This window comes from Thalassococcus arenae (genome assembly GCF_019104745.1).
Lineage (GTDB): Bacteria > Pseudomonadota > Alphaproteobacteria > Rhodobacterales > Rhodobacteraceae > Thalassococcus_B > Thalassococcus_B arenae.
Window position 1 is genome coordinate 1,365,159 of the sequence record NZ_JAHRWL010000001.1, and the last position, 23,342, is coordinate 1,388,500.

The window sequence follows — 23,342 nt, forward strand, 5'->3', positions numbered from 1 at the left end:
CCAACGAAAACCAACACCGACAGGGTCCGTGAACTCGGTTCTCAAGATCATCCTGCAGCGACTCGCCCTCGGCCTGCTCACGCTTTTCATCGTGTCGATCGTGATCTTCACCGCGGTGAACATGCTGCCCGGCGATTTCGCCCAGGCGATCCTGGGCCAGGGCGCGACCCCCGAAGCGGTCGAGGCGATCCGCCGCGACCTCGGGCTCGATCAGCATCCCGTCATCCGCTATTTCGAATGGCTGTCCGGCGCGCTGCGCGGCGATCTGGGCAATTCCTTTGCCCAGGCCAATTTCGCCAGCTTCGTCGGTGCCGACAGCGGCGTGCGCACGTCGGTGGCGCAGCAGATCGCGCCGCGCTTTGCCAACACGATGTTCCTGGCCGGTGTCACGGCGGCCATCGCGGTACCGTTTTCGGTGACGCTGGGCATCCTGGCCGCGCTCTACCGCAACTCGGTCTTCGACCGGGCGACCAACGTGACCACGCTCAGTTCCATCTCCAGCCCGGAATTCTTTCTGGCCTATGTCCTGATCCTGTTCCTCGCCGTGCTGAACCAGTGGTTGCCATCGCTGTCCAACATCTATGACGGGATGAGCTTTGGCGAACGGCTGGAACGCACGTTGCTGCCGGCGCTGACCCTGACGCTGGTGGTCACGGCGCACATGATGCGGATGACGCGGGCGGCGATCATCAACCTGCTGGCCTCGCCCTATATCGAGATGGCGCGACTGAAGGGCATCAAGCCGATGCGCGTGATCGTGCGGCACGCCCTGCCCAACGCGCTGGCGCCGATCATCAACGTCATCGCGCTGAACCTGGCCTATCTGATCACCGGCGTCGTCGTGGTCGAGGTGGTGTTTGTCTATCCCGGCATCGGACAGCTGTTCGTCGACAGCGTGAAAATCCGCGATATCCCCGTGGTGCAGGCCTGCTGCCTGATCTTCGCGGCGGCGTATATCCTGCTGAACCTCACCGCTGACATCCTGTCGATCCTGTCCAACCCGCGCCTGAGGCACCCGAAATGACCGGCTGGCAGATCCTGCTGGCGGCTCTGTCCGCCATCGCGGCCGGCGGTTGGGTGTTCCGCTTTGCGGGGCAGACGGTGACGGGCAACAAACCGTTCTTCCGCGACATGCCCTATGCCGTCGCTTTCGGCTATGTGTTCGCCGCCGCGGCGGTGCTGTTCGCGCTCTGGTACTACTTCCAGTCTCCGGTGACGGATGCCGGTGTGCCCAATGCCGGCGTGACCTTCTTTCGCTGGGCGGTGCAGGGTTTCATCATCTTCGCCATCGCCGCGTGGCTGTTCCGGCTGGCCGGGCGTCACGTCGGCACATCCGCCACGCGCAAGCTGTTCCGGCAGATGCCGCTGACCGCGTCCTTCGGTATCCTGGTGATCCTGATCTACGCCTTCGTCGCGATCTTCGCCGGTGTCGTCGCTCCCTATGGACAGGAAGAGGTGTTCACCCGCGTCAACGTCCTGCCGGGCGGCAATGCCGCCACCGGCGGCGACCCGGCGCACCTGCTGGGAACCGACCAGATCGGCCGTGATCTGCTCAGCCGGCTGATCTATGGCGCGCAGAACACCGTGGGCATCGCCTTTGCCACCACATGCCTGGCGTTTTTCCTGGGGGGCACCCTGGGTTTCCTGGCCGCGGTGCTTCAGGGCTGGCTGGACCAGGTGCTGTCGCGTGCTATCGACGTGCTGATGGCGATCCCGTCGCTGATCTTTGCGCTGCTGCTGATGACCATCGCCAGCGCCTGGGCGGGGTCGGAAAAATGGCTGCTGACCGTCTACATGGTGCTCATCATCGCGGTGATCGACAGCACGCGGGTGTTCCGGCTGGCCCGCGCAGTGGGCATGAACATCGTCGTGATGGACTATATCGAGGCCGCCAAACTGCGCGGCGAAGGCCTGCCCTACCTGATCTTCAAGGAAATCCTGCCCAACGCCTATGCGCCGCTTCTAGCCGAGTTCGGGCTGCGGTTCTGTTTCGTGTTCCTGACCATCGCGTCGCTGTCGTTCCTGGGTGTCGGCATCCAGCCGCCGCTGGCGGATTGGGGCACGATGGTGCGCGACCTGTCGCAATTCATCAACTTCGCCGCCTTCTCGCCGCTGACCGCCGCGCTGCCGCTGATGGCTGCCGGGGCGATCGCGTTGCTGACCGTGGGCGTGAATTTCGTCGTCGACTGGATGCTGCACCGGTCGTCGGGTCTGAAGGATTAGCGATATGTCCCAAACGACGCCGAAACAGGACAGATTGCTGGTCGAGATGCGCGACATCCATATCGAGGGGCGCAGCGACGAAACCTGGATTCCGATCATCAAGGGCGTCGACCTGACGCTGAACCGGGGCGAGGTGCTGGGCCTGATCGGCGAATCCGGCGCGGGAAAGTCGACGCTGGGTCTGGCCGCGATGGGCTTTACCCGCGACGGGGTCCGGATCTCGGGCGGGACGGTCAAATTCGACGGGATCGACCTGCTGGCCGCCAGTTCCGCCAAGAAACGCGCCCTGTTGGGCAAGCGCATCGCCTATGTCGCGCAATCCGCCGCGGCCAGTTTCAACCCTGCGCATCGCATCATCGACCAGCATGCCGAGGCGCCGGTGCAGCACGGCGTCATGGGTCGGGACGAAAGCGAAGCGGACGCGATCGAGCTGTATGAACGCCTGCGCCTGCCCAATCCCGACGAGATCGGCTTTCGCTATCCGCACCAGGTGTCGGGCGGACAATTGCAGCGGGCGATGACAGCGATGGCGATGTCCTGCCGGCCCGACCTGATCATCTTCGACGAACCCACCACGGCGCTGGACGTGACGACGCAGATCGAGGTGCTGGCCGCGATCCGCGACATCGTCGACCAGTTCGACACCGCCGCGATCTACATCACCCACGATCTTGCCGTCGTGGCGCAGATGGCCGACCGGGTGAAGGTGCTTCTGAAGGGCGACGAGGTCGAAGAGGCCGAAACCCGCGAGATGCTGTCGCATCCGCAAGAGGACTACACCAAGAGCCTCTGGGCCGTGCGCAGCTTCGAACGGCCGGAGAAACCGCCGGTCGCGACCGATGCGGTTCCGGTGATCTCGGTCCAGAGCGTGACCGCCGCCTATGGCAAGGTCGACGTCCTGCACGGCGTCAGTTTCGACATCCATGCCGGGCGCACGGTGGCGGTGGTCGGCGAATCCGGTTCGGGCAAGTCCACCGCGGCGCGCTGCATCACCGGGCTGTTGCCGCCCCGCATCGGCCATATCGAACTGGATGGCGTCCCGTTGCCGCTGGATTACCGCAAGCGCAGCAAGGACCAGTTGCGCCAGGTGCAGATGATCTACCAGATGGCCGATACCGCGCTGAACCCGCGCCAGAGGATCGGCGACATCATCGGGCGCCCGGTGCAATTCTACACCGGGCTGACCGGCAGCGCCCGCCGCAAGCGGGTGGCCGAACTGATGGACCAGATCGAACTGCCCGCCGACCAGTTCATCGACCGCCTGCCATCCGAGCTTTCGGGTGGCCAGAAGCAGCGCATCGGCATCGCCCGGGCCCTTGCCGCCGAACCGAAATTCATCATCTGCGACGAAGTCACCAGCGCGCTGGACCAGTTGGTCGCCGAGGGTATCCTCAAGCTGTTGGCCCGGCTGCAGGACGAGCTGGGCCTGGCCTACATGTTCATCACGCACGACCTGGCCACCGTGCGCGCCATCGCAGACGAGGTGGTGGTGATGAAGGACGGCGAGGTGGTGGAACAAGGTCGAAAGACCGAGATGTTCAAACCGCCGCACCACCCATATACCGATCTTCTGCTCAGCTCGGTGCCGGAAATGGACCCGGACTGGCTGACCGAGCTTCTCGCCGAACGCGGAGTTGATAACATCGGTGACGCGGCCGTTGATAAGATAAACTAGGAATCGCTCCGGACGGAGTGGCGAAGACGGCGACTCAAGCCGTCGAAAACCAACAGGGAGAAACATACCATGACACGATCCATCTCAAGACGCGGACTGCTCAAGACCGGCGCCGCAGCCGGCGTGCTTGCGGCCACCGGCCTGCCGTTGCGCGCGCAGAACCGCGGCGGCACGCTGCGGCTGGGGCTTGCCGGCGCCAATACCAGCGACAGCTGGGACGCCCGCACCCATTCCGACAGCTTCATGATCATGCTCGCGCATGGTGCCGTGTTCGACTGCCTGACCGAGGTCGCCGCGGATGGCGAACTGGTCGGCGAACTGGCCGAAAGCTGGGAAGCCAGCCCCGACGCCAAGGTCTGGACTTTCAAGCTGCGCCAGGGCGTGACCTTCCACAACGGCAAGCCTTTCGGTGCCGATGACGTGCTTGAATCGCTGAACATGCACCTGGCCGAGGGCGCGAAATCGGCGGCCAAGCCGATCATCGAGAACATCAGCGAGATGAAGAAGGTCAATGACCACGAGGTCGAACTGACCCTGAATGCCGGCAATGCCGACTTTCCCTTCCTGCTGTCGGACTATCACATCTGCATGTATCCCGCCGGCCAGGTCGAAGAGGCCATCGCCAAGGGCATCGGCACCGGTCTTTACAAGGTCGAAAGCTTCGATCCGGGCGTGCGCGCCCTGCTGAGCCGCGTCGACGGCCATTACAAGGATGGCCGTGCCGGCTGGTTCGACAGCGTCGAAGCGATCGCCATCAACGATTCCTCGGCCCGGATGAACGCGCTGATGACCGGCCAGGTCGACGCCGTGAACCGCGTCGACTTCAAGACCGAACCGCTGATGCGCGCAAACCCGATGATCAGCATCTTCGAGGTGACCGGCAACCAGCACTTCACCTTCCCGATGCTCACCGGCGTGTCGCCCTTCGACAACGTCAAGGTGCGTCAGGCGCTCAAGCATGCCGTCAACCGCCAGGAACTGGTCGACAAGATCCTGCTGGGTCACGGCGCGGTCGCCAACGACAACCCGATCGGTCCGGCCAACCAGTATTTCGCCAAGGACCTGCCGCTGAACGACTACGATCCGGACAAGGCCAAGGCGCTGCTGAAAGAGGCCGGGCTGGACGGGCTCAAGGTGGATCTGTCGGCCTCCGACGCGGCCTTCCCCGGCGCGGTGGATGCGGCGCAGCTGTATCAGGCTTCGGCCAAGGCGGCTGGCATCGACATCAACGTGGTTCAGGAACCGGCGGATGGCTATTGGTCGAACGTCTGGCTGAAAAAGCCGTGGTGCGCGTGCTACTGGTCGGGCCGCGCGACCGAGGACTGGATGTTCTCGACCGCCTACGAGGCCGGCGTTCCGTGGAACGACACCGGCTGGATCAACGACCGTTTCCAGGAACTTCTGTTCACGGCGCGGGCCGAACTTGACAGCGCCAAGCGCCGCGAGATGTATCACGAGATGCAGATGCTGATCTCGACCGAAGGCGGCACGGTGATCCCGATGTACGCCAATTTCGTCGATGCGCATTCCAACAAGCTGGCCAATTCCGGCACCATCGGCAACGTGTTCCAGATGGACAGCTCGCGCCTGATCGAACGCTGGTGGTTCGCGTAAATCGCGTCGCCTGAACAGGGAAACGCCCCGCCACACCGGCGGGGCGTTTTCGTTTCGGCCCGGGCGGGTCAGCCGTTGGCGGTGGTCGGGTCGATGATCCCGCTGATCGGGGTGATCCTGGTCGCCGGAAAGCCGCTCAGTTCGGCGTGGCGTCGGATCGCGTCTTCGTCTTCGGCCAGATAGACGCAAAAGGTCTTGTCGCCGGCGACGTAGGAATGTTCCCATTGAACCTTGGGCGCAAGCTCGGCGAGGGCTTGGTTCGACGTCTGCGCCGCGCCGCACAGTTCCTTGCCCGACATCGCACCGACGCCAGCGATATCGCGTTCGATCATGTAGCGTTTCAGGGTCATTTCTTGTCCTCCTCAGGTGACGATCCGTATTGTGCACCTTCGGCGGTCCGCCGTCATGCCGGCAATTGGTGACAGGTTTTCAGACGCGGCGGCGTGTTTGCCGGTCGGGGCTAAGGTTGCCAGCCGTGTCGCATCGGGTGATCGGCGGACAGCGGCAGCGCGACCGTTCCGCCTGTGCGCGCCGCTTCGTAGATCGCCGTCACCAGTTCGATCGACCGGCGGCCATCCTGCAGCGTGACATCCGCTGCGGGACGGCCGGACAGCGCCTTGGCGACCTCGGCCAGAAAACCCGCGAATCCCGGTGCCTGCCGCGGCGCCGCGGCGATGCAGGCGTCGATGGCGGGCTGGTCGGCCGGATCGCGGGCCGTGAAGGTCCAGGCGCCGGAACCGGGCGCGTAGGGCGTGGTGGCCGAAGTCGCCGTCAGGTTTTCATAGACCAAGCGCAGGCGCGTTTCGTCGCGCGCCGCGCCCAAAGTGATCGACGACGTGGCCAGCGCGCCACCATCCAGCGCAAAGGTCAGCGCCGCGCAATCCTCGGTTTCGATGGGATTGCACAAGGTGGTCAGAGCCCCGGAGATCGTGCGGATCGGGCTGAAATAGTGACACAGCAGATCATGGGCGTGGATCGCATGACCCAGAATCGCGCCCCCCTGTTCGCCCGCCCAGGTGCCACGCCATGGCACCGCGTAATACTCGGCCTTGCGGCACCAATGCGTCTCGAGCGCGGCCACCCTTGGCCCGCCGGTGAGGCCGGCATCGCGCAGGGCCTGAAGCTGTGCGAAGGCCGGGCCAAAGCGATACTGGAACACCGGAAAGACCCGTCGTGCAGCCTTGTCCGCCGCCGCGGCGATCTGGTCCACATCGTCCAGCGACGTGGCCAGCGGCTTTTCGCAGATCACGTGTTTGCCGGCCTGCAGCGCCGTGATGGCGGTCTGCGCGTGCAGGTGCGGCGGAAGGCAGATGTCGATGAGGTCGACGTCGCTGTCCAGCGCTGTTTCGATGCTGGATGCTCCGGCGATTTCGTCGGAACAGAGCCTGTTGCGCCGGGCTTCGTCCTGATCGACGATCAGCGCGACGGCGAAATCCGGCAGCGCGCGGTAGGCGGCCAGGTGCTGTTCCCCGATCCCGCCACCCAGGATGGCGACCCGGATCATGGCGCGGCCTCGGCGATGGCCTGGGCGCGCAGGGCCAGGTCCATCACCGCAAAGCAATGCGCCTGCGTCATCGCGGTTTCGGCGCGATGCGCGATGTCGTGGGCCAGCCGATCGAAATACGGCAGCCCGGCGTCCCGCGCATCGATGGTCTCGCAACGTTCGCCATTGACCAGGATCAGGTGATCGGTGCCGTCGCGCCCGCCGACATCGACATATTTACGCAGCTCGATATAGCCATTGGTTCCCAGCAGCGTCAGCCGCCCGTCACCCCAGTTCGGCAGCGCGTCGGGCGTGTACCAGTCGACCCGGATATAGCCTGACGCTCGATCTGAGCGCAGGGCGATTTCACCGAAGTCCTGCAGTCCGGGATCGCCGGGATTGGCGTGGTTGGCTACGTGCGCCATGGCGATTTCCGCCGTATCAGAGCCTGTGAAATGCAGGAACTGGTCGATCTGGTGCGATGCGATATCGGTCAGGATACCGCCATAGCGGTCGCGCCGGAAGAACCAGCCGGGTCTTGTCGCACGATTGAGCCGGTGCGGCCCCAACCCGGTCGTGTGCACGACGCGCCCGATGGCGCCGTCTTGCACCAGTTGGTCGGCCAGCGTGACGCAGGGCACCTCGAACCGTTCCGAGAAATTGATCGACCAGATGCGCCCGGTCTCGGTGACGGTGGCGCGGATGGCGTCGAGTTGCGCAAGGTCGGTGCAGCCCGGCTTGTCGGTCATCACGTCATGGCCGGATTCCATCGCCCGGATCGCCAATGCGGCGCGGTCGGCGGGAATGGCCGAGATCAGCGCGAGGTCCGCGCCCAGGGCCAATACGTCCTGAATCCGTTCGAAACGGGACAGATCGGGGAACCGCTTGGTAAAGCCGTCCAGCGTTTCGGGATTGCCTTCGGTCCAGTAGCCAAGGCAGCGCGCGCCGACCCGCAGCATGTTTTCGGTCATGCCGTAGATGTGCCGGTGATCCAGCCCCAGGGCGACGAAGGTCAGGGTCATTGCGAAACCTCTTCGGTCTGGCCCGACCGCGCGGCGCGTTCCATCGCGTCGATCACGGCATGGACATGCAGCGCCTCGCGGCCCGGTGCCAGCGGCGGGCGGTTGTCGCGGATCGCGCCGGCGAAATCCTCGAGCACGGATTGGTGCCATGCATGGGTGAAGGCCATCGGATCGGCACCGCCGCCGGTGCCGCCTGCGCTGTCGGGCAGGAACGCGTCTTCGTGCCCGTCCAGCCAGTGCAGGGTCAAGGCGTCACCCTGCAGCCGGATGCGGGCGCGGGTGGTGGTCAGCGTCAGGCTTTCTGCCAGGCCGGGATAAGCCGTGGTGGTGGCGCGCAAGGTGCCGGTCGCGCCGCTGGCAAAGGTCAGCAACGCGGCGGCGATGTCCTCGGCCTCCATCGCGTGCAAAGGGCTGGTGCGCATCAGGGCCTGAAGCCGGGCGACCGGGCCGCAAAGCCACAGCGCGAGATCCAGCGTGTGGATCGCCTGGTTGATCATCACCCCGCCGCCGTCGCGGGCATAGGTGCCGCGGCCGGGCGCGTCGTAATAGGCCTGGTCGCGCCACCACGGCACGTCGATCTCGACATGAACGACATCGCCCAACGTCCCGCCGGTCATCAGCGTCTTGAGCCGTTGCGAGGCCGCCCGCGTGCGGTGCTGAAAGCACAGACCAAGCGGCACGCCGCTGGTGTCATAGGCCGCCACGATGCGCCGGGCGGCATCCAGTGTCCGTTCCACCGGCTTTTCCATCAGCGTCGGGATAGCGGCCCGCGAAAGCCGCCGGGCATAATCGAGCCGCGTATCGGGAGGGGTGATGAGAACGGCCATGTCGGGGGCGTCGGCCAAAGCCGCATCGAGATCGGTGAAGGCCGCGACATCATGGCCCAGCAGCGATCCCGCTCGGGCGCAAAACGGCTCTAATGCGGCCCTGTTCCTGCCCAGAACGCCGGCAAGGCGGATGCCGGCGGCATTGTCGCGCAACGCCAGCAGATGGGTCTGTGCCACCATGCCGGAACCGATCAACAGAGCCTTCATCGCGGCACCTCGACCTGCGCGGCGGTCGCGGCGCGCGGTACAGAGCGACGCCAGATGATGAGCCCCGAAACCACGATGATCGCCGCGCCGATCAGGGTCCATCCGTCGGGAAGGTCGGCGAAGACGACATAGCCGCCGATCGCGAGATAGATCAGGAAAGCGTAGGTGTAGGGCATCAGCGTGCTGGCGGGGGCAAAGGCATGGGCGCGCGAGAACAGCTCGTGCCCGGCCCAGCCCCAGACGCCGATGCCGACCATCAGCGCCCAGTCGGTACTGCTGGCGGGCGGTGTCCAGACCGCAAGCGCAAAGGGCATGGTCGTGACCGTGCCGACCGCGCCCATGTAGAACTGCATCGCCTGCGGCGTCACGATCCCTGCGATCTTGCGCGTCAGGATCGAATAAAGCGCCAGGGCAAAGGCATTGTAGACGTTCAGGATGGCGATCCAGTGCACCGCGTCGCCAAAGGGCCGGATCACCACCAGAACGCCGGCAAAGCCCAGCCAGATGGCGAACCAGCGCCACGGCCCCACCCGTTCACCCAGCAGCGGCATCGACAGCGCACAGACGATGATCGGGGCCGAGAACATGATCGCGCCGGTGATCGTCAGCGACAGGTAGTTCAGCGTTATGAAGTTGAACAGCGTCGCCGAAGCCAGAAGCGCGCCGCGCAGCAGGACCAGCCCCATCATCGGGCATCGGAACGCCGCCATGCCACCGCTTTTAAGCAGCAACAGGGTCGATATCGCGAAATGCGGCGCGTAGCGCATGAAGGCCAGTTGCACCGCGGGAAGACCGGTCAGGACCAGCCATTTCACCGGCACGTCGACGAAAGCGAAACACAGATAGGCCGCCAGCGTCATGACGATGCCAAGCGCGGCACGATCGGCCGGGGCTGCCTTGGCAAGCGCCACGGGTCAGCCCGCGTAGCGGTCGGCGAAATAGTCGACCATCTGGCCGACCATGTCGTCGGCCCTGCCGCTGTCGCGGGCATCGGACATCGCGGCCAGCGCGCATTGCGACATGACAGACGTCACCCCCGCGTCGCTGGCCATCTGCGTGTAATAGCCCACATCCTTGGCGGCGTTCTTGATCGCGAAGGCCAGTTGGGTCGGGTCGCCTTTCAGCCCGTAGGCCGAGACGAAATCCATCATGCCCGACTTCAGCGGACCGGCGGACATCACGTCGTAGAGCTGTTGCCGGTCCACGCCCGTGACATCGGCCATGGCATAGGCTTCGGCCATCGCGTTGGCGACGGTCATGCCGAAGAAGTTGTTGATCAACTTGATCGTATGCCCGGTGCCGAGCGGACCGAGGTGAAAGACATTCTCGCCCAGATCGTCCAGAACCGGTTTTGCGGTGTCGAAGGCAGCCTTGTCGCCCGAGCACATGATGTTCAATAGCCCGTCGACGGCATGGGATGGCGTGCGACCCAGCGGTGCGTCAAGCATCGTCGCGCCCGCCGCGGCGACCTCTTGCCCCAGGGCCCTGGTCGAGGCGGGCAGCGACGTTCCGAAATCGATGACCAGGGCGCCCGGTTTCAAACCGGCGATCACGCCGTCCGGCCCGCGCATGCGGGATTCGACGTTGGCGGACGTGTCCATGCAAAGCATCACGATGTCCGAGGCGGTGGCGATCTCGCGCGCGGTGGTGACCTCGGTTGCGCCCCGCGCGACGGCCTTGTCGACATGGGTCCGGTTGCGGTTGGCGATGACGGTCAGGGCGTATCCCCGATCCTGCAGGCGCTGCACCATGGCGCCGCCCATCAGGCCGAGGCCGATGAATCCGATGGTGGGCTGGGGCATGGGGTTCCTTTCAGTCTTTGGCGGTTTCGAAGGCGCGATCCTTCAATCCCTTCTGGATTTCATAGATCGACCAGGGCTTGTCGGGTTGCGGCTGGGGAATGCGGATCGGGATGTCCTTGAGCCGCGGCGTCAGCGTGGGTTCGCCGCAGAGCATCCGGGCGTTGTAATCCGCGATCCCGTCCCATTTCGTCATCGACCCCATGATGGGAAAGGCATCGGCGGCCATCATCTCGTAGAACAGCAGGCGGCGGGCACGATCGGAGGTGTTCAGAGCCGATCCATGCACGATTCGTCCGTGATGGATGGAAATCGACCCGGCCGGACCGGTCAGGGGAACCGCATCCTCGGGGTTCAAGCCGGCGGCTTTCAGCGACATCGCCCCGGCAAAGACGCCGTCGGCATGGTGGTCGAAGACCGGGCCGCGATGCGAGCCGGGAAAGACCATCAAGGGTCCGTTTTCCAGCCCCATGTCGTCGATCAGCACGCCGATGGCGAGGATGTCGTCGTTGGTGTGGGGATAGAAGGCATAGTCCTGGTGCCATTCCACCGCCGCGCCGTAGCCCGCGGATTTCATGTTCAGCTTGGTGGTATGCAGCCGGATATCCGGGCCGATCAGGTCGCGCGCGGGGGCCAGCACGTGGTCGGAGAACATCAGGTCGCGCATCACGTCGCTGATCGTGTGCGGCAGCTTGATGCGGCGCAGGCGCGGGTTTTCGGGCGTGTGCGTGTCTTCGAGGTCGAGCCGGTCGTTCGAGGCGGTCATCGTGGCGGCCTCATCCTCGAACCGGGCGATTTCGTCTCTGATCCTGCGCAACCAGTCCTCGGGGATCTGGTTTTCGACGACGAGATAGCCGTGTTCCTGGTAGAACGCGATCTGGTCGGGGGTGAGAACTTCGGCCATCACATCACCGCACCGATCTGCCAGGGGACGAATTCGTAATCGCCCAGGCCCTGCGCTTCGGATTTGCTGGCCTCGCCGCTGGCCACCCGCAGGAACATCTCGTAGATCTCGCGGCCCTTGGCCTCGACGCTGACGCCGTCGGTCAGGATGGTGCCGGCGTTGACGTCCATGTCGTCGGTCATCCGGGTATACATCTCGGAATTGGTCGCCACCTTGATCGTCGGGGCGGGTTTCGACCCAAAGGCCGATCCGCGCCCGGTGGTGAAACAGACCAGGTTGCAGCCGCCCGCGATCTGCCCGGTGACGCTGGCGGGGTCGTAGCCGGGGCTGTCCATGAAGGTAAAGCCGCGGGCCGTGACCTGTTCGGCGTATTTGTAGACACCGGTCAGCGGCGTGGTGCCGCCCTTGGCCGCGGCGCCCAGGGATTTTTCCAGGATCGTCGTCAGCCCGCCCTTCTTGTTCCCGGGGCTTGGGTTGTTGTCCATGCTGCCTTGGTTGCGGGCGGTGTAATCCTCCCACCAGCGGATCAGCCCGATCAAACGGTCGCCGGTGGCGCGGTCGATGGCGCGGCGGGTCAGCAGGTGTTCGGCGCCGTAGATTTCCGGCGTTTCGGCCAGCACACCGGTGCCGCCCTGGGCGACCAGCAGGTCGGTGGCATGGCCAAGCGCGGGGTTGGCGGTGATGCCCGACCAGGCGTCGGACCCGCCGCATTGCAGGGCCACGGTCAGCTCTGACGCCGGGCAGGGCGTTCGCGTGGCCTGGTTGGCAAGCGGCAGCATCGCCTCGATCTTGGCGATGCCCATCTCGACGGTCTTGCGCAGCCCGGCGACGTTCTGGATGTTCATCGTCTGGAACAGCGGCCCCTGTTCCAGCCCGTAGGCTTCGAGCAGCCAGTCGATCTGGTTCATCTCGCAGCCCAGCCCCACCATCAGCACGCCCGCGTGGTTGGGGTGGCGGGCATAGCCCCACATCACGCGCTGCAGCGCCTCGAACCCGTCGCCCGACCCGGCCATGCCGCATCCGGTGCCATGCACGAAGGCGGCAACCCCGTCGACATTGGGATAGGGTGCCAGCCGCTCGGACGTGAAGTGGTCCGCGATCATGCGCGCGGCGGTGGCCGAACAGTTCACCGATGTGACGATGGCGATGTAATTGCGCGTGCCTACGCGGCCACCCGCACGGCGATAGCCCATGAAGGTGTCGCGCCGGTCCTGCGCGACCGGCTCAACCGGTCGCAGGTCGGTAGAGAACTCGTAATCGCCCGCCGTGGCGCGGAATTCCACGTTGTGGGTATGGACGTGTTCGCCGGCCGCGATCGGTTCAGCCGCATAGCCGATGATCTGGGCGTATTTGCGGATCGCCGCGCCCTTGGCGATATCCGCCGTTGCGATCTTGTGCCCGGACGGGATCAGCGCGCGGGTCTGCGTGGTTTCGACCGGATGGCCGACCGCGAGCGCGCGGGTGGCGGTGACGACATTGTCGGAGGGGTCGAGTCGGACGTAATCCATGGCGTTCACGCACAATAGGGGGCGTCTGAGGCCCAGCGGTGGATGGGGATATGCGCCTTTCGGCTGAGACGGGCGCGGGCGTCTTCCCACAACGCCTTCCAGGCGCGCCAGTCACGCAATTCGGTTTCCGGCGCGGCGCGGGACCGCGCGACGAAGCTGGGAAAATGTTCGCGCCCGGTATGCTGGCCGGTCACGTTGTAGCGCAGGTCGAACGACCAGCGGAAGCCGTCCGAGCGGTTGGGCAGCGAGGCATGCGGCACCAGCGGGTGGAACAGCACCACTCCGCCCGACGCCACCGGCAGCGGCACGGCCCGCCCGGTATCCAGCCGACCCGGCGCAATCGCCGTCTGTTTCTGCGGGCAATGCGGCAGCAGCCCGTCGCCGATGCCCGGCACCACCTGCAGGCAGCCGTTTTCCACGGTGGCGTCGGTGATCGCCACCCAGGCGGTGACCATGTCGGTGGTGTCGGCCTGTTCGTGACCCACGCCGCGATCCTGGTGCCAGTCGGTGGCGGTGATGTGGGCGCGCACTTCGTCCGCGGCCAGTTGCGGGCTGGGCGGCTTGATGCGCACATGCTGGATCGGGTTCGAGGTGATCTCGGGGCCGATCAGCGCTTCGATCAGGTCCAGAAGCCGGTCGTCGATCACCAGATCGAACACGGCGGGGCCGAAATGCATCGGCGTATCCGCCGCGATTTCATCACCGGGCAGCGAGATGTCCATGGGCTGGAACCAGTCGCAACCGGCGGCGTAGCTGCGGCTGAGCTTGTCCCAGAACCCGCCCCGGGTCTCGGGGACCAGACCCTGCGCCTGCCAATTCGCGTAAAGGCTGTCCATCAGCGCGGCGTATTCAACCCGGATCGCATCGATCACCCGAGGCGGGATCACGCCCGGCACGACCAGATAGCCGTCGGTGCGGAACCGGGCGATCTGGTCCTGGGTCAGCATGGGGGCCTCCTATAGCAGGATGGTCACGATATTCGGCCAGATCAGCAGAACCGACAAGGCGATGATCTGGATGCCGATGAAGGGCAGGAAGCCCTTGAAGATGTCGGTCAGCGAGATGTGCGGCGGCGCCACGGATTTCAGATAGAAGGCGGCGGGCCCGAACGGCGGCGACAGGAAACTGACCTGCATGTTCATACAGAACACCACGCCGAACCAGATCGCCACGTGGCGGGGGTTGAGCTCGCCCAGCAGGCCGATTTCCTCGATCGGCAGGCGCTGCACGATGGGCAGGAAGACCGGGATGATCAGCAGAACGATGCCGACCCAGTCCATGAAGGCGCCCATGAACAGCAGGATCAGCATCATCATCAGGATGACCAGCATGGTCGGCAATTCCGACCCGACGATGAAATCCGCGACATAGGTCGGCCCGCCCGCGATCGTGTAGGCGCCCGCCAGGGTGGCGGCACCGATGGTCACCCAGATGATCGTGCCGGTGGATTTCAGCGTGCGCATCAGGCTGTCCCACAGCAGATCCCACGATGCCTCGCCGCGGAAGATCGCGATGATCAGCACCGCCAGCGCGCCCATGCCGGCGGCTTCGGTGATGCCGGTGATGCCACCATAGATCGACCCCATGACGACGCCGATGACGACGATGGGCGGCACCAGCCCCTTGCCCATGTTCCAGCCCTGTGCAGTGCGATCACGGCCGAAGACGAAAAAGATCAGCGCCAGCATCAGCACCACGGTGCCACCGAACCACGGCAGGTAATCGGCGGTGCCGTAGACATAGGATGCGCCGGTATTGGCGGCGTTCTGGCCGGAGAACTCGAAGAACGCCGCACGCAGGAACAGCGCGACCGAAAAGCCCGCGACCAGAACGGCGACGAAACCGCCGAACAGCATCAGCTTTTCCAAGCCGCGCGGCTGGGCTTCGAAATCGGCCAGCTCCGCTTCCAGCCGCTGACGCTTGGCGCTGTCGCCTTCGGGCAGGGCGGCCAGTTCGTTGTGCAGCCGTTCCTCGGCCAGCGGCGCGTGGTGCGGGTTCATCTGGGTGCGGATGATGATGTAGATGATGATGAAGCTGGCCAGCATGAAACCGGGGATGAAGGCGGCGGTGAACAGCGCCTTGATCGAGGTTTCGGTGATCAGCCCGTAGATGATCAGAACGATCGACGGCGGGATCATCGTGCCCAGCGACCCCGAGGCGCAGATCGTGCCGATGGCGAGGTTCTGGTTGTAGCCCAGCCGCAGCATCTGCGGCAGCGCGATCAGGCCCAGCAGCACCACCTCTCCGCCGATGATGCCCGACATCGCGGCCATGATGACCGCCATGATCGAGGTGACGATGGCGATGCCGCCGCGGGTGCGGTTCAGCCAGACGTTCAGCGACGAATACATGTCCTTGGCGATGCCCGAGCGTTCCAGCAGCGCCGCCATGAAGATGAACAGCGGAATGGATATCAGCACGTAGTCGGTCAGCAGCCCGTATATCTTCTGCGCCAGGATGTTCAGCGGGCCGCTGCCCGGCCTGCCGGTCAGGATGCCGTCGCCGAAGGTCCATGGCGCCCACAGCAGTTCGGGTTCGAACTTCATCACCAGCACGAGCACCGCCAGGATGGCCGAGGCCAGGCCCAGCGGCATGCCGATGGCCAGAAGCACGATCAGCCCCAGCATCAGGACAAGAGAGATGGTTCCGATATCCATGTGCTCAGTCCTTCGAATGCTGGTGGGCGCCGCGGGTGACGTCCAGGTCGCCGATGCCTTCGGCGCCGACGGCGGCCCGGATGCGGGCGATTTCCTCTTCGTCGATATCGTCGGCGGCGGTGTGGATTTCCGGTTCCTTGTTCCAGTCGGAAATCAGGTTGATGATCGCCTGAACGGCGACCAGAGACACGACCAGCAGCACCATCGGCTTGATCGTCGCCGGGATCGGCGGGTCAAAGGCGGTGCCGAAGGTTTCCCAGCGGTAGAACTTGTCGAATGCCTCGCCATAGCCGCCATAGACCAGGAAGAAGGCGAACATCACGATCAGCAGCGTCGATATCGTGTCGAATGTGCGCTGCAGCCAACGCGGGCAGGCGTCGTACAGCAGGAAAATGCGGATATGGCTGCGCTGCTGCATCGCGTAGAGGCCCGCGGTGAGAAAGATGAAACCCGCGAGCCAAAGCGACAACTCGTTCGCCCACAGCGTGGCGGCGGACATCACGTAGCGCACGAAGACCTCGTAGAGCATCACGCAGCACAGCAGCACGATCAGCATCATCGTCACCCGGCCAAGGAACACCGCCAGCTTGTCGGCGGCGCGCCAGGATTCGTATTCCATCGGCGCGCGGCGCACCGTGGCGATGCCGACCACCGCGAAGACCGGCACGCCGATCAGCGCCAGCCAGTCGACCGCGTCGGCGAAACCGCCGAACAGCCCGCCCATGTTGGGCGTCACGTCGTTGCGCTTGAACAGCGCCGACAGCTTGTCGAACTGCGAGGGGTCTTCGGGCGGCGTCCAGTCCAGTGTGAAGGCCGGCAGATGCCAGGTCAGCCATCCCGCGCACAGGATGAAGCCCAGCGGCACCAGCCATTCGATCAGCGATCCGGATTTCTCGTGCATCGACCCGCTCCCCCCAAGTCAAAGCGCAAAAAAGGCCCCGGATTCGCCCGGGGCCTTTCGGTGTCTTCGGTTTACTGGGACACGAGGCCCAGTTGCGCCAGATAGGCCATGTGGCTGTCGACCAGCGCCTTGGCTTCGGGCGTGTCGGCAAACTCGGGCCAGGTGGCCTGGGCCGCGGCACGGAACTTGGCCAGTTCCTCGGGCGCCCACTGCGACAGGGTCACGCCATCGGCGCGCAGCTTGGCCGCCGCTTCGGCATTGGCCTTTTCGAAGGTCAGCGCGGTGCGCAGCGCCAGTGCCTCCATCGCCACCTTCATGATCCTCTGGTGATGCGCCGGCATCGCGTCAAAGACCGCCTTGTTGCAGGCCAGGTGATCGGACGGCATCGAATGGAAGCCGGGGAAGTTGGCGTATTTGACGATGTCATAGAGACCCAGGCCCACGTTGTTGGCCAGGCCGGACGCGTCGGCGCCGTCGATGATGCCGGTTTCCAGCGCGGTGAAGATTTCGGTGAAATCCATCACGATCGGCTTGGCGCCCAGCTTTTCGAAGATCTTGGTTTCCATGCCCGGGGGCGAGCGGAATTTCCAGTCCTTGAAGTCCTCGACCTTGGCGATCGGCTTGGACGAGGCAAAGCTTTCCTGCCCGTAGACCCACCAGCCGATCAGCTCCATGCCGTACTTGTTGTAAAGCGGCGCCGCGGCTTCGAGACCGCCGCCGTAATACAGCCAGCTCAGCTGCTGATACGGCGTGTCATAGCCGCCCATGATGTCGCCGACGAACTGGAACGCGCTGTTCTTGCCGGTCTGGTATCCGCCGCCCGTCATGTCGCAATCGAGGATGCCGGTGGCCGCGGCGTCGAAGGTTTCGACCGATTTCACGACCGACGAGCTGTAGAACATCTCGACTTCGATTTCGCCATTCGACATCGTCTGGATGTCTTCGATGTACTGAGCGGCCAGTTTGCCCGACACGGTTTCCGGGGCATAGTGCGTCTGGATGCGCAGCTTGGTGGTTTCCGCGCTTGCGGTCAGTGCCGTCGACGCAACCAGAGCGGCCGCGGCTGCGGCCTTCACGATCGTTTTCATGTGGTCCTCCCTATGGATGCATCTTCGATGCGGAGTTGTCCGTCCTTTGAAGATGCCGTGGCGGAACCCTAGCAACGGGGTCCAGACCTGCCAACAAAAAAGAGAAATTATCGAAAATTTCGAGATTTTGATAGGATTTCGAAGTTTCCGGCGCTAGCGTGCCCGGTATCAGGTCGGCAGAGGGGCCACATGGCGGGTGCAGTCGATATATTCGAAACGCTGCGACATCGGCTGATGACGAACGTTTACGATCACGGGGCAAAGGTGCGCGCAGAGGCGCTGAAACAGGAATTCGGCTGTTCCGCCAGCACCGTGCGCGAGGCCCTGTTCCGCCTGTCGACGCTGGGGCTGGTGACGTTCCAGGAACAACGCGGGTTCCGGGTTCCGCGTCGCTCGGACGCGCTGCTTCGGGAACTGACGCATCTTCGCGTGCTGCTCGAGGCCGAGGGCGCGGCGTTGTCGATTCGCCACGGCGGCGTTGCCTGGGAGGCGCAGCTTTCGGCCGCGCATCATCAACTCAGCCATCTCGAGACGCGCATGCAGGGCGCCGACGACAAGTCGCCTTTCGTCGACCTGTGGTTCGCCGCCGAACAGCATTTCCATCAGACCCTGATCGCGTCTTGCGGGTCGGACGTGCTGAAGGAAACCCACTACCGGGTCTACTGCCGGTTCCGGCAGCAATTGATGGTCGAGGACCTGGGGTTCGATTTCATTTCGATGAACATCCAGCATCACCAGGAAATCCTGAACGCGGCGCTGTCGGGGAACGAAGCCCTGACCCGCCAGAAGATCCACGATCACCTGGCGCGGCACTTGCGCCACGACGCGCCCGAACCGGTGGCCGGCTAGCCCGTGCTAGCGAACCGGCCCGTCATCGGCCAGGTAAATCTCGATGATGTCCTTGAAATCGCTTTCGGCCTCGAAGCCGAGCGCGCGGGCGCGCACCGGGTCGAAATCGCGGGGCCAGCCGGCGACGATTCGCTGGATCGTCTCGTCCGGTTCGTGGCGGATCAGCTTGACCACATCATTGCCGGCCACATCGCGCAGCGCTTCGATCTGTTCGGCGACGGTGCAGCTGAGGCCCGGCAGGTTGAGCGCACGGCGCCCTTCGAGCCGGGCGGTGTCCAGCGTCGCGGCATGGGTCAGAAAGCGCGCGGCGGAACGCGGCGAGGCGTGCCAATGGCGCACGGTGTCGGCCACCGGCAGGACCGCCGGCTGGCCGTTCAACGGTTCGCGGATGATGCCCGAGAAAAAGGACGACGCCGCCTTGTTCGGCTTGCCCGGGCGCACGCAGATCGTCGGCAGGCGCAGCGCCATGCCATCGATGAATCCCTTGCGGCTGAAATCCTGGATCAGCAATTCGCAGGCGGCCTTTTGCGCGCCATAGCTGGTCTGCGGCGATTGCAGGAAATCGTCGGTGATCCTGTCGGGATAGGGCCCGCCAAAGACGGCGATGGACGAGGTGAAGACCAGCCGCGGCACATAGGCGCCGCCGGTCGCACGGTGCTGCGCGCGCAGCGCCTCGAGAAAGGCCCAGAGCGGGGTCAGGTTGGTTTGCCAGCCCTTGTCGAAATCGGCCTCGGCCTCGCCCGAGACCACCGAGGCGAGGAAGTAGATCAGGTCAAAGCGCTCGGCGGCCAGCGCGGCGCCTTCGGCCAGCACCGACAGATCGCCGCTGCGCTTGTCCGCAACCGCTGCGCCATCCGGCGGAAAGCCCAGGTCATGTAGGGTGATCGCATCGGCAGGGGTTCCGGTGTCGAGCAGGCGGCGCGCCAGTTTCTGGCCGACCATGCCGCCGCCGCCGAGAATCAGAATGCGGGTCATCAGATCAGTCCGTTGCGCTGCTTGAGTTCGAGATAAAGGCCGGAATGGTCGCGGTCGCCGCCATCCATTTCGGTCATAAAGGTGACGAAACGGTCGCGCACCGATTGCGTCATCGGCAGGGTCAGGTTCAGGCTGGCGGCTTCGGCCAGAACGTTGTCCAGATCCTTGATCTGGAACTTGGTCAGCCCGCCCGGTTCGAAATTGCCGGTGGTCATGCGTTCGCCGTGCTGTTGCAGGATCACGCTGTCGGCGAACCCGCCCTTCAGCGCGTTGCGCAACGCCGCCGGATCGGCGCCGCCCTGCACCGCCAGCAGCATCGCCTCGGCCACGGCGCCGATGGTCACGGCGACGATGGTCTGATTGGCCAGCTTGGACAGCTGACCGGTTCCGGTGGGGCCGACATGCACGGGCCGGCCCATCGCCTTGAGAACCGGCTCGGCCCGGGCAAAGGCCGTCGCTTCGCCTCCCGCCATGATCGCCAGCGTCGCGGCCTCGGCGCCCTTGGTGCCGCCGGATACCGGCGCGTCGAGATGGTCGATGCCGCGTTCTGCCAGGGCGGCGGCCTGCGCGCGGGCCTCTTCGGGTTTGGTGGACGACATGTCGATCCACAGCGCGCCGGGCCGCATCGCGCCGGCAACCGCGCGCTGGAGGGCCAGAACCGTCGGCCCGTCGCTGAGCATGGAAATGACGATTTCGGCGTCCTTGACCGCGTCGCCCGCCGCGTCGGCGATGCGCGCACCGTCCGCGGCAAGCGGTTCGGCCTTGGTCCGGGTGCGGTTCCAGACCGTCAGTTCGTGACCGGCCTTCAGCAGATTGCGCGACATCGGCAGGCCCATCAGGCCCGTTCCCAGCAATGCGAGTTTCATGCGTCCCTCCCCTCGCGCGCTCTGGCCAAGCCCGGCGCGCTGTCCTACGCTAACAAAAAAACACGCCGCCGAAAGGGGCAATCCGGGAGGGATGGACATGGGTCGACTGGACGGCAAGCGCGCGCTGGTCACGGCGGCGGGCCAGGGGATCGGGCGCGCCAGCGTGCTGGCCATGGCGGCCGAAGGCGCGCAGGTCTTCGCCACCGACATCAACGAGGCCGCGCTGGCGGGCCTGGGAGACGGGATCGAAGCCTTCGTGCTGGATGTCCGCGATCCCGACAGCGTGGCGCAGGGCATGGCGCGGGCGCGGCCGGACGTGTTGTTCAACTGCGCGGGCTTCGTGCATCACGGCTCGGTCCTGGAAGCACAGGACGAGGAATGGGATTTCGCCCTGGACCTGAACGTCCGGTCGATGTTCCGTACCATGCGGGCGGCGCTGCCGGGGATGCTGGAACGCGGGGGCGGGTCGATCATCAACATGTCGTCGGCCTGTTCGTCGGTGATCGGCGCGCCCAACCGGTTCATCTATGGCACCACCAAGGCGGCGGTGATCGGGATGACGAAATCGGTGGCGGTGGATTTCATCACCAGGGGCATCCGCTGCAACTGCATCTGCCCCGGCACGGTGGAAAGCCCGTCCTGGCATGACCGGGTCAAGTCGCTGGGCGAACAGGTGGGCAGCTACGAAGAGGCGCTGCGCCAGTTCGTGTCGCGCCAGCCGATGGGCCGGGTTGCCAAGGCCGAGGAGATCGCGGCATTGGTGGTCTACCTGGCCAGCGACGAGTCGGCCTTTACCACCGGGCAGCCCTTCGTGATCGACGGCGGGTGGTCTGGCTGAGCGCGCGGTTTGCGTATTTTTCAAAGAGAAGAAGCAGCAGGGCGGTCTGCTGCATATCCCGGGACGAGAGATGGCCAAGAAAATCGGAATCGAGGACCTGCGGTCGCGCAAGTGGTTCATGAACCCGGACAATCCGGAGATGACGGCGCTGTATCTGGAGCGCTACCTGAATTACGGGCTGACGCGCGAAGAACTGCAAGGCGGCAAGCCGATCATCGCGATCGCGCAGACCGGCAGCGATCTTTCGCCCTGCAACCGGCATCACCTGGAATTGTCCAAGCGGCTGCGCGACGGCATCATCGCCGCGGGCGGCACCTGCATCGAGGTGCCGGTGCATCCGATCCAGGAAACCGGAAAGCGTCCCACCGCGATGCTGGACCGCAACCTGGCCTATCTGTCGCTGGTCGAGACGCTGTTCGGCTATCCGCTGGACGGCGTGGTTCTGAATATCGGCTGTGACAAGACCACGCCGGCGCTGCTGATGGCGGCGGCGACGGTGAACATCCCGGCCATCGCCTTTTCGGTGGGGCCGATGCTGAACGGCTGGTTCCGCGGTGAGCGTACCGGCAGCGGCACCATCGTCTGGAAGGCACGCGAGATGATGGCGGCGGGCGAGATCGACGCCGACGGCTTCATGGAGCTGGTGGCGTCTTCGGCGCCGTCGGTGGGCTATTGCAACACGATGGGCACGGCAACGACGATGAATTCGCTGGCCGAGGCGTTGGGCATGCAATTGCCCGGTTCGGCGGCGATCCCCGCGCCCTATCGAGAACGCGGTCAGATGGCCTATGAGACCGGGCGGCGGATCGTCGAGATGGTGTGGGAGGACCTGCGGCCGTCCGACATCATGACGCGCGAAGCCTTCGAGAATGCCATCGTCATCAACTCGGCCATCGGGGGGTCGACCAACGCGCCCATTCACCTCAACGGCATCGCCCGTCACCTGGGTGTGCCGCTCGACAACAACGACTGGCAGCGGATCGGCCATCACGTGCCGCTGCTGGTCAACCTGCAGCCCGCGGGCGAATACCTGGGCGAGGATTACCAGCATGCCGGCGGGGTTCCCGCCGTGGTGGGCGAGCTGATGGCCGGCGGGCTGCTGCCGCATCCGCAGGCGCTGACCGCCAATGGCCGCACGATGGGCGAGAATTGCGGTTCGCGGCGGTCCGAGGACACACGCGTCATCAAGCCGGTCAGCGAGCCGCTGAAGGAGCATGCCGGTTTCATCAACCTGACCGGCAACCTGTTCGACAGCGCGATCATGAAGACCAGCGTCATCAGCGCAGATTTCCGCAAGCGCTATCTGTCAAACCCTGACGATCCCAACGCGTTCGAAGGGCGTGCGGTGGTGTTCGACGGGCCCGAGGATTTCCATCACCGCATCGACGACCCGTCCGAGGGTATCGACGAGAATTGCATCCTGTTCATGCGCGGCGCGGGGCCCAAGGGATATCCGGGCGGCGCCGAGGTGGTGAACATGCGCGCGCCGTCCTACCTGCTGAAGAAGGGTGTCGAGGCGTTGCCCTGCGTGGGCGACGGGCGGCAATCGGGCACGTCGGGCAGCCCGTCGATCCTGAATGCCTCGCCCGAGGCGGCATCCGGCGGCGGGCTGGCGCTGCTGCGCAACGGCGACCGGGTGCGGATCGATCTGAACAAATGCACCGCCGACATGCTGGTCAGCGTCGAAGAACTGGCCGACCGGGCGCGGGCACTGGAAGCCGCCGGCGGCTATCCGGTGCCCGAGAGCCAGTCGCCCTGGCAAGAGATCTTCCGCGATCGGGTCGGCCGGTTCGACGAGGGGATGACCTTGCGCGGGGCCGACGACTACAAGGACATCTCGCGCAGGCATCTGCCGCGCGACAATCATTGAAGACAGCGGCGGGGTGAACCCCGCCCTACGGGAGGA

General features: G+C 65.1%; 21 protein-coding genes. 7 read left to right on the plus strand and 14 right to left on the minus strand.

What is annotated here, in order from left to right; translation table 11 throughout:
* Positions 1-28: 28 nt before the first annotated feature.
* The 4 genes from KUH32_RS06785 to KUH32_RS06800 all read left to right on the plus strand — a co-directional run bounded on the left by KUH32_RS06785 (position 29) and on the right by KUH32_RS06800 (position 5,512).
* On the plus strand, positions 29-1,024 hold the full coding sequence (locus tag KUH32_RS06785; RefSeq protein WP_217777279.1) for an ABC transporter permease: 996 nt from the start codon (positions 29-31) through the stop codon (positions 1,022-1,024).
* Positions 1,021-2,223, plus strand: coding sequence for an ABC transporter permease (locus KUH32_RS06790; RefSeq protein ID WP_217777280.1), 1,203 nt, complete (start codon positions 1,021-1,023; stop codon positions 2,221-2,223). The genes KUH32_RS06785 and KUH32_RS06790 overlap by 4 nt, the downstream gene beginning before the upstream one ends.
* Positions 2,224-2,227: 4 nt before the next feature.
* Positions 2,228-3,898, plus strand: coding sequence for an ABC transporter ATP-binding protein (locus tag KUH32_RS06795; protein WP_217777281.1), 1,671 nt, complete (start codon positions 2,228-2,230; stop codon positions 3,896-3,898).
* Positions 3,899-3,967: 69 nt separating this feature from the next.
* Entirely contained in the window at positions 3,968-5,512 is a 1,545-nt protein-coding gene (locus KUH32_RS06800; protein WP_217777282.1) for an ABC transporter substrate-binding protein, read from the plus strand.
* Positions 5,513-5,580: 68 nt separating this feature from the next.
* Here the strand turns inward: KUH32_RS06800 and KUH32_RS06805 are convergent, their stop codons facing one another.
* The 12 genes from KUH32_RS06805 to KUH32_RS06860 form a co-directional block, all read right to left on the minus strand.
* A complete protein-coding gene (locus tag KUH32_RS06805; protein WP_254899000.1) occupies positions 5,581-5,862 on the minus strand; it encodes a DUF4242 domain-containing protein in 282 nt (93 codons plus the stop codon).
* 110 nt (positions 5,863-5,972) lie between these two features.
* Positions 5,973-7,016, minus strand: coding sequence for a Gfo/Idh/MocA family protein (locus tag KUH32_RS06810; protein WP_217777283.1), 1,044 nt, complete (start codon positions 7,014-7,016; stop codon positions 5,973-5,975).
* Complete coding sequence (locus tag KUH32_RS06815) at positions 7,013-8,017, minus strand: Gfo/Idh/MocA family protein (protein ID WP_217777284.1); 1,005 nt, start codon at positions 8,015-8,017, stop codon at positions 7,013-7,015. The genes KUH32_RS06810 and KUH32_RS06815 overlap by 4 nt, the downstream gene beginning before the upstream one ends.
* Positions 8,014-9,051, minus strand: coding sequence for a Gfo/Idh/MocA family protein (locus KUH32_RS06820; protein ID WP_217777285.1), 1,038 nt, complete (start codon positions 9,049-9,051; stop codon positions 8,014-8,016). Before KUH32_RS06820 ends, KUH32_RS06815 begins: the two co-directional genes overlap by 4 nt.
* Positions 9,048-9,962, minus strand: a complete 915-nt coding sequence (locus tag KUH32_RS06825) for a DMT family transporter (RefSeq protein WP_348541092.1) — start codon at positions 9,960-9,962, stop codon at positions 9,048-9,050. Before KUH32_RS06825 ends, KUH32_RS06820 begins: the two co-directional genes overlap by 4 nt.
* A 3-nt stretch (positions 9,963-9,965) precedes the next feature.
* Positions 9,966-10,853 carry an NAD(P)-dependent oxidoreductase gene (locus KUH32_RS06830; protein ID WP_217777286.1) on the minus strand — a complete coding sequence of 296 codons (888 nt, stop codon included), beginning with the start codon at positions 10,851-10,853 and terminating at the stop codon, positions 9,966-9,968.
* 10 nt (positions 10,854-10,863) lie between these two features.
* Positions 10,864-11,754, minus strand: coding sequence for a phytanoyl-CoA dioxygenase family protein (locus KUH32_RS06835; RefSeq protein WP_217777287.1), 891 nt, complete (start codon positions 11,752-11,754; stop codon positions 10,864-10,866).
* Positions 11,754-13,262, minus strand: coding sequence for a UxaA family hydrolase (locus KUH32_RS06840; RefSeq protein ID WP_217777288.1), 1,509 nt, complete (start codon positions 13,260-13,262; stop codon positions 11,754-11,756). Before KUH32_RS06840 ends, KUH32_RS06835 begins: the two co-directional genes overlap by 1 nt.
* Positions 13,263-13,267: 5 nt before the next feature.
* On the minus strand, positions 13,268-14,209 hold the full coding sequence (locus KUH32_RS06845) for a phytanoyl-CoA dioxygenase family protein (RefSeq protein WP_217777289.1): 942 nt from the start codon (positions 14,207-14,209) through the stop codon (positions 13,268-13,270).
* Between the two features lie 9 nt (positions 14,210-14,218).
* A complete protein-coding gene (locus KUH32_RS06850) occupies positions 14,219-15,919 on the minus strand; it encodes a TRAP transporter large permease (RefSeq protein ID WP_217777290.1) in 1,701 nt (566 codons plus the stop codon).
* 4 nt (positions 15,920-15,923) lie between these two features.
* Positions 15,924-16,820: a TRAP transporter small permease subunit gene (locus tag KUH32_RS06855; protein WP_217777291.1), complete on the minus strand. Its 897-nt coding sequence runs from the start codon at positions 16,818-16,820 to the stop codon at positions 15,924-15,926.
* 71 nt (positions 16,821-16,891) lie between these two features.
* Complete coding sequence (locus KUH32_RS06860; protein WP_217777292.1) at positions 16,892-17,908, minus strand: TRAP transporter substrate-binding protein; 1,017 nt, start codon at positions 17,906-17,908, stop codon at positions 16,892-16,894.
* 189 nt (positions 17,909-18,097) lie between these two features.
* On the opposite strand from KUH32_RS06860, the gene KUH32_RS06865 reads away from it, so the two are divergent.
* Complete coding sequence (locus tag KUH32_RS06865; RefSeq protein WP_217777293.1) at positions 18,098-18,757, plus strand: GntR family transcriptional regulator; 660 nt, start codon at positions 18,098-18,100, stop codon at positions 18,755-18,757.
* Between the two features lie 6 nt (positions 18,758-18,763).
* On the opposite strand, the gene denD is transcribed toward KUH32_RS06865, so the two are convergent.
* Together denD and KUH32_RS06875 are read right to left on the minus strand one after the other, a co-directional pair.
* Positions 18,764-19,732, minus strand: a complete 969-nt coding sequence (denD, locus tag KUH32_RS06870) for a D-erythronate dehydrogenase (protein WP_217777294.1) — start codon at positions 19,730-19,732, stop codon at positions 18,764-18,766.
* On the minus strand, positions 19,732-20,598 hold the full coding sequence (locus KUH32_RS06875) for an NAD(P)-dependent oxidoreductase (protein WP_217777295.1): 867 nt from the start codon (positions 20,596-20,598) through the stop codon (positions 19,732-19,734). Before KUH32_RS06875 ends, denD begins: the two co-directional genes overlap by 1 nt.
* Before the next feature lie 91 nt (positions 20,599-20,689).
* Between KUH32_RS06875 and KUH32_RS06880 the strand changes: the two genes are divergently transcribed.
* Both KUH32_RS06880 and KUH32_RS06885 read left to right on the plus strand, forming a co-directional pair.
* A complete protein-coding gene (locus KUH32_RS06880; protein ID WP_217777296.1) occupies positions 20,690-21,436 on the plus strand; it encodes an SDR family oxidoreductase in 747 nt (248 codons plus the stop codon).
* Between the two features lie 70 nt (positions 21,437-21,506).
* Positions 21,507-23,306 carry an IlvD/Edd family dehydratase gene (locus KUH32_RS06885; protein WP_217777297.1) on the plus strand — a complete coding sequence of 600 codons (1,800 nt, stop codon included), beginning with the start codon at positions 21,507-21,509 and terminating at the stop codon, positions 23,304-23,306.
* Positions 23,307-23,342: the final 36 nt, after the last annotated feature.

Excerpts from the sequence above, each read along its gene's own strand:
- KUH32_RS06790 (WP_217777280.1), top strand. The coding sequence starts at position 1,021 with ATGACCGGCTGGCAGATCCTGCTGGCGGCTCTGTCCGCCATCGCGGCC.
- KUH32_RS06795 (WP_217777281.1), top strand. The coding sequence starts at position 2,228 with ATGTCCCAAACGACGCCGAAACAGGACAGATTGCTGGTCGAGATGCGC.
- KUH32_RS06800 (WP_217777282.1), top strand. The coding sequence starts at position 3,968 with ATGACACGATCCATCTCAAGACGCGGACTGCTCAAGACCGGCGCCGCA.
- KUH32_RS06805 (WP_254899000.1), bottom strand. The coding sequence starts at position 5,862 with ATGACCCTGAAACGCTACATGATCGAACGCGATATCGCTGGCGTCGGT.
- KUH32_RS06810 (WP_217777283.1), bottom strand. The coding sequence starts at position 7,016 with ATGATCCGGGTCGCCATCCTGGGTGGCGGGATCGGGGAACAGCACCTG.
- KUH32_RS06815 (WP_217777284.1), bottom strand. The coding sequence starts at position 8,017 with ATGACCCTGACCTTCGTCGCCCTGGGGCTGGATCACCGGCACATCTAC.
- KUH32_RS06820 (WP_217777285.1), bottom strand. The coding sequence starts at position 9,051 with ATGAAGGCTCTGTTGATCGGTTCCGGCATGGTGGCACAGACCCATCTG.
- KUH32_RS06830 (WP_217777286.1), bottom strand. The coding sequence starts at position 10,853 with ATGCCCCAGCCCACCATCGGATTCATCGGCCTCGGCCTGATGGGCGGC.
- KUH32_RS06835 (WP_217777287.1), bottom strand. The coding sequence starts at position 11,754 with ATGGCCGAAGTTCTCACCCCCGACCAGATCGCGTTCTACCAGGAACAC.
- KUH32_RS06840 (WP_217777288.1), bottom strand. The coding sequence starts at position 13,262 with ATGGATTACGTCCGACTCGACCCCTCCGACAATGTCGTCACCGCCACC.
- KUH32_RS06845 (WP_217777289.1), bottom strand. The coding sequence starts at position 14,209 with ATGCTGACCCAGGACCAGATCGCCCGGTTCCGCACCGACGGCTATCTG.
- KUH32_RS06850 (WP_217777290.1), bottom strand. The coding sequence starts at position 15,919 with ATGGATATCGGAACCATCTCTCTTGTCCTGATGCTGGGGCTGATCGTG.
- KUH32_RS06855 (WP_217777291.1), bottom strand. The coding sequence starts at position 16,820 with ATGCACGAGAAATCCGGATCGCTGATCGAATGGCTGGTGCCGCTGGGC.
- KUH32_RS06860 (WP_217777292.1), bottom strand. The coding sequence starts at position 17,908 with ATGAAAACGATCGTGAAGGCCGCAGCCGCGGCCGCTCTGGTTGCGTCG.
- KUH32_RS06865 (WP_217777293.1), top strand. The coding sequence starts at position 18,098 with ATGGCGGGTGCAGTCGATATATTCGAAACGCTGCGACATCGGCTGATG.
- denD (WP_217777294.1), bottom strand. The coding sequence starts at position 19,732 with ATGACCCGCATTCTGATTCTCGGCGGCGGCGGCATGGTCGGCCAGAAA.
- KUH32_RS06875 (WP_217777295.1), bottom strand. The coding sequence starts at position 20,598 with ATGAAACTCGCATTGCTGGGAACGGGCCTGATGGGCCTGCCGATGTCG.
- KUH32_RS06880 (WP_217777296.1), top strand. The coding sequence starts at position 20,690 with ATGGACATGGGTCGACTGGACGGCAAGCGCGCGCTGGTCACGGCGGCG.
- KUH32_RS06885 (WP_217777297.1), top strand. The coding sequence starts at position 21,507 with ATGGCCAAGAAAATCGGAATCGAGGACCTGCGGTCGCGCAAGTGGTTC.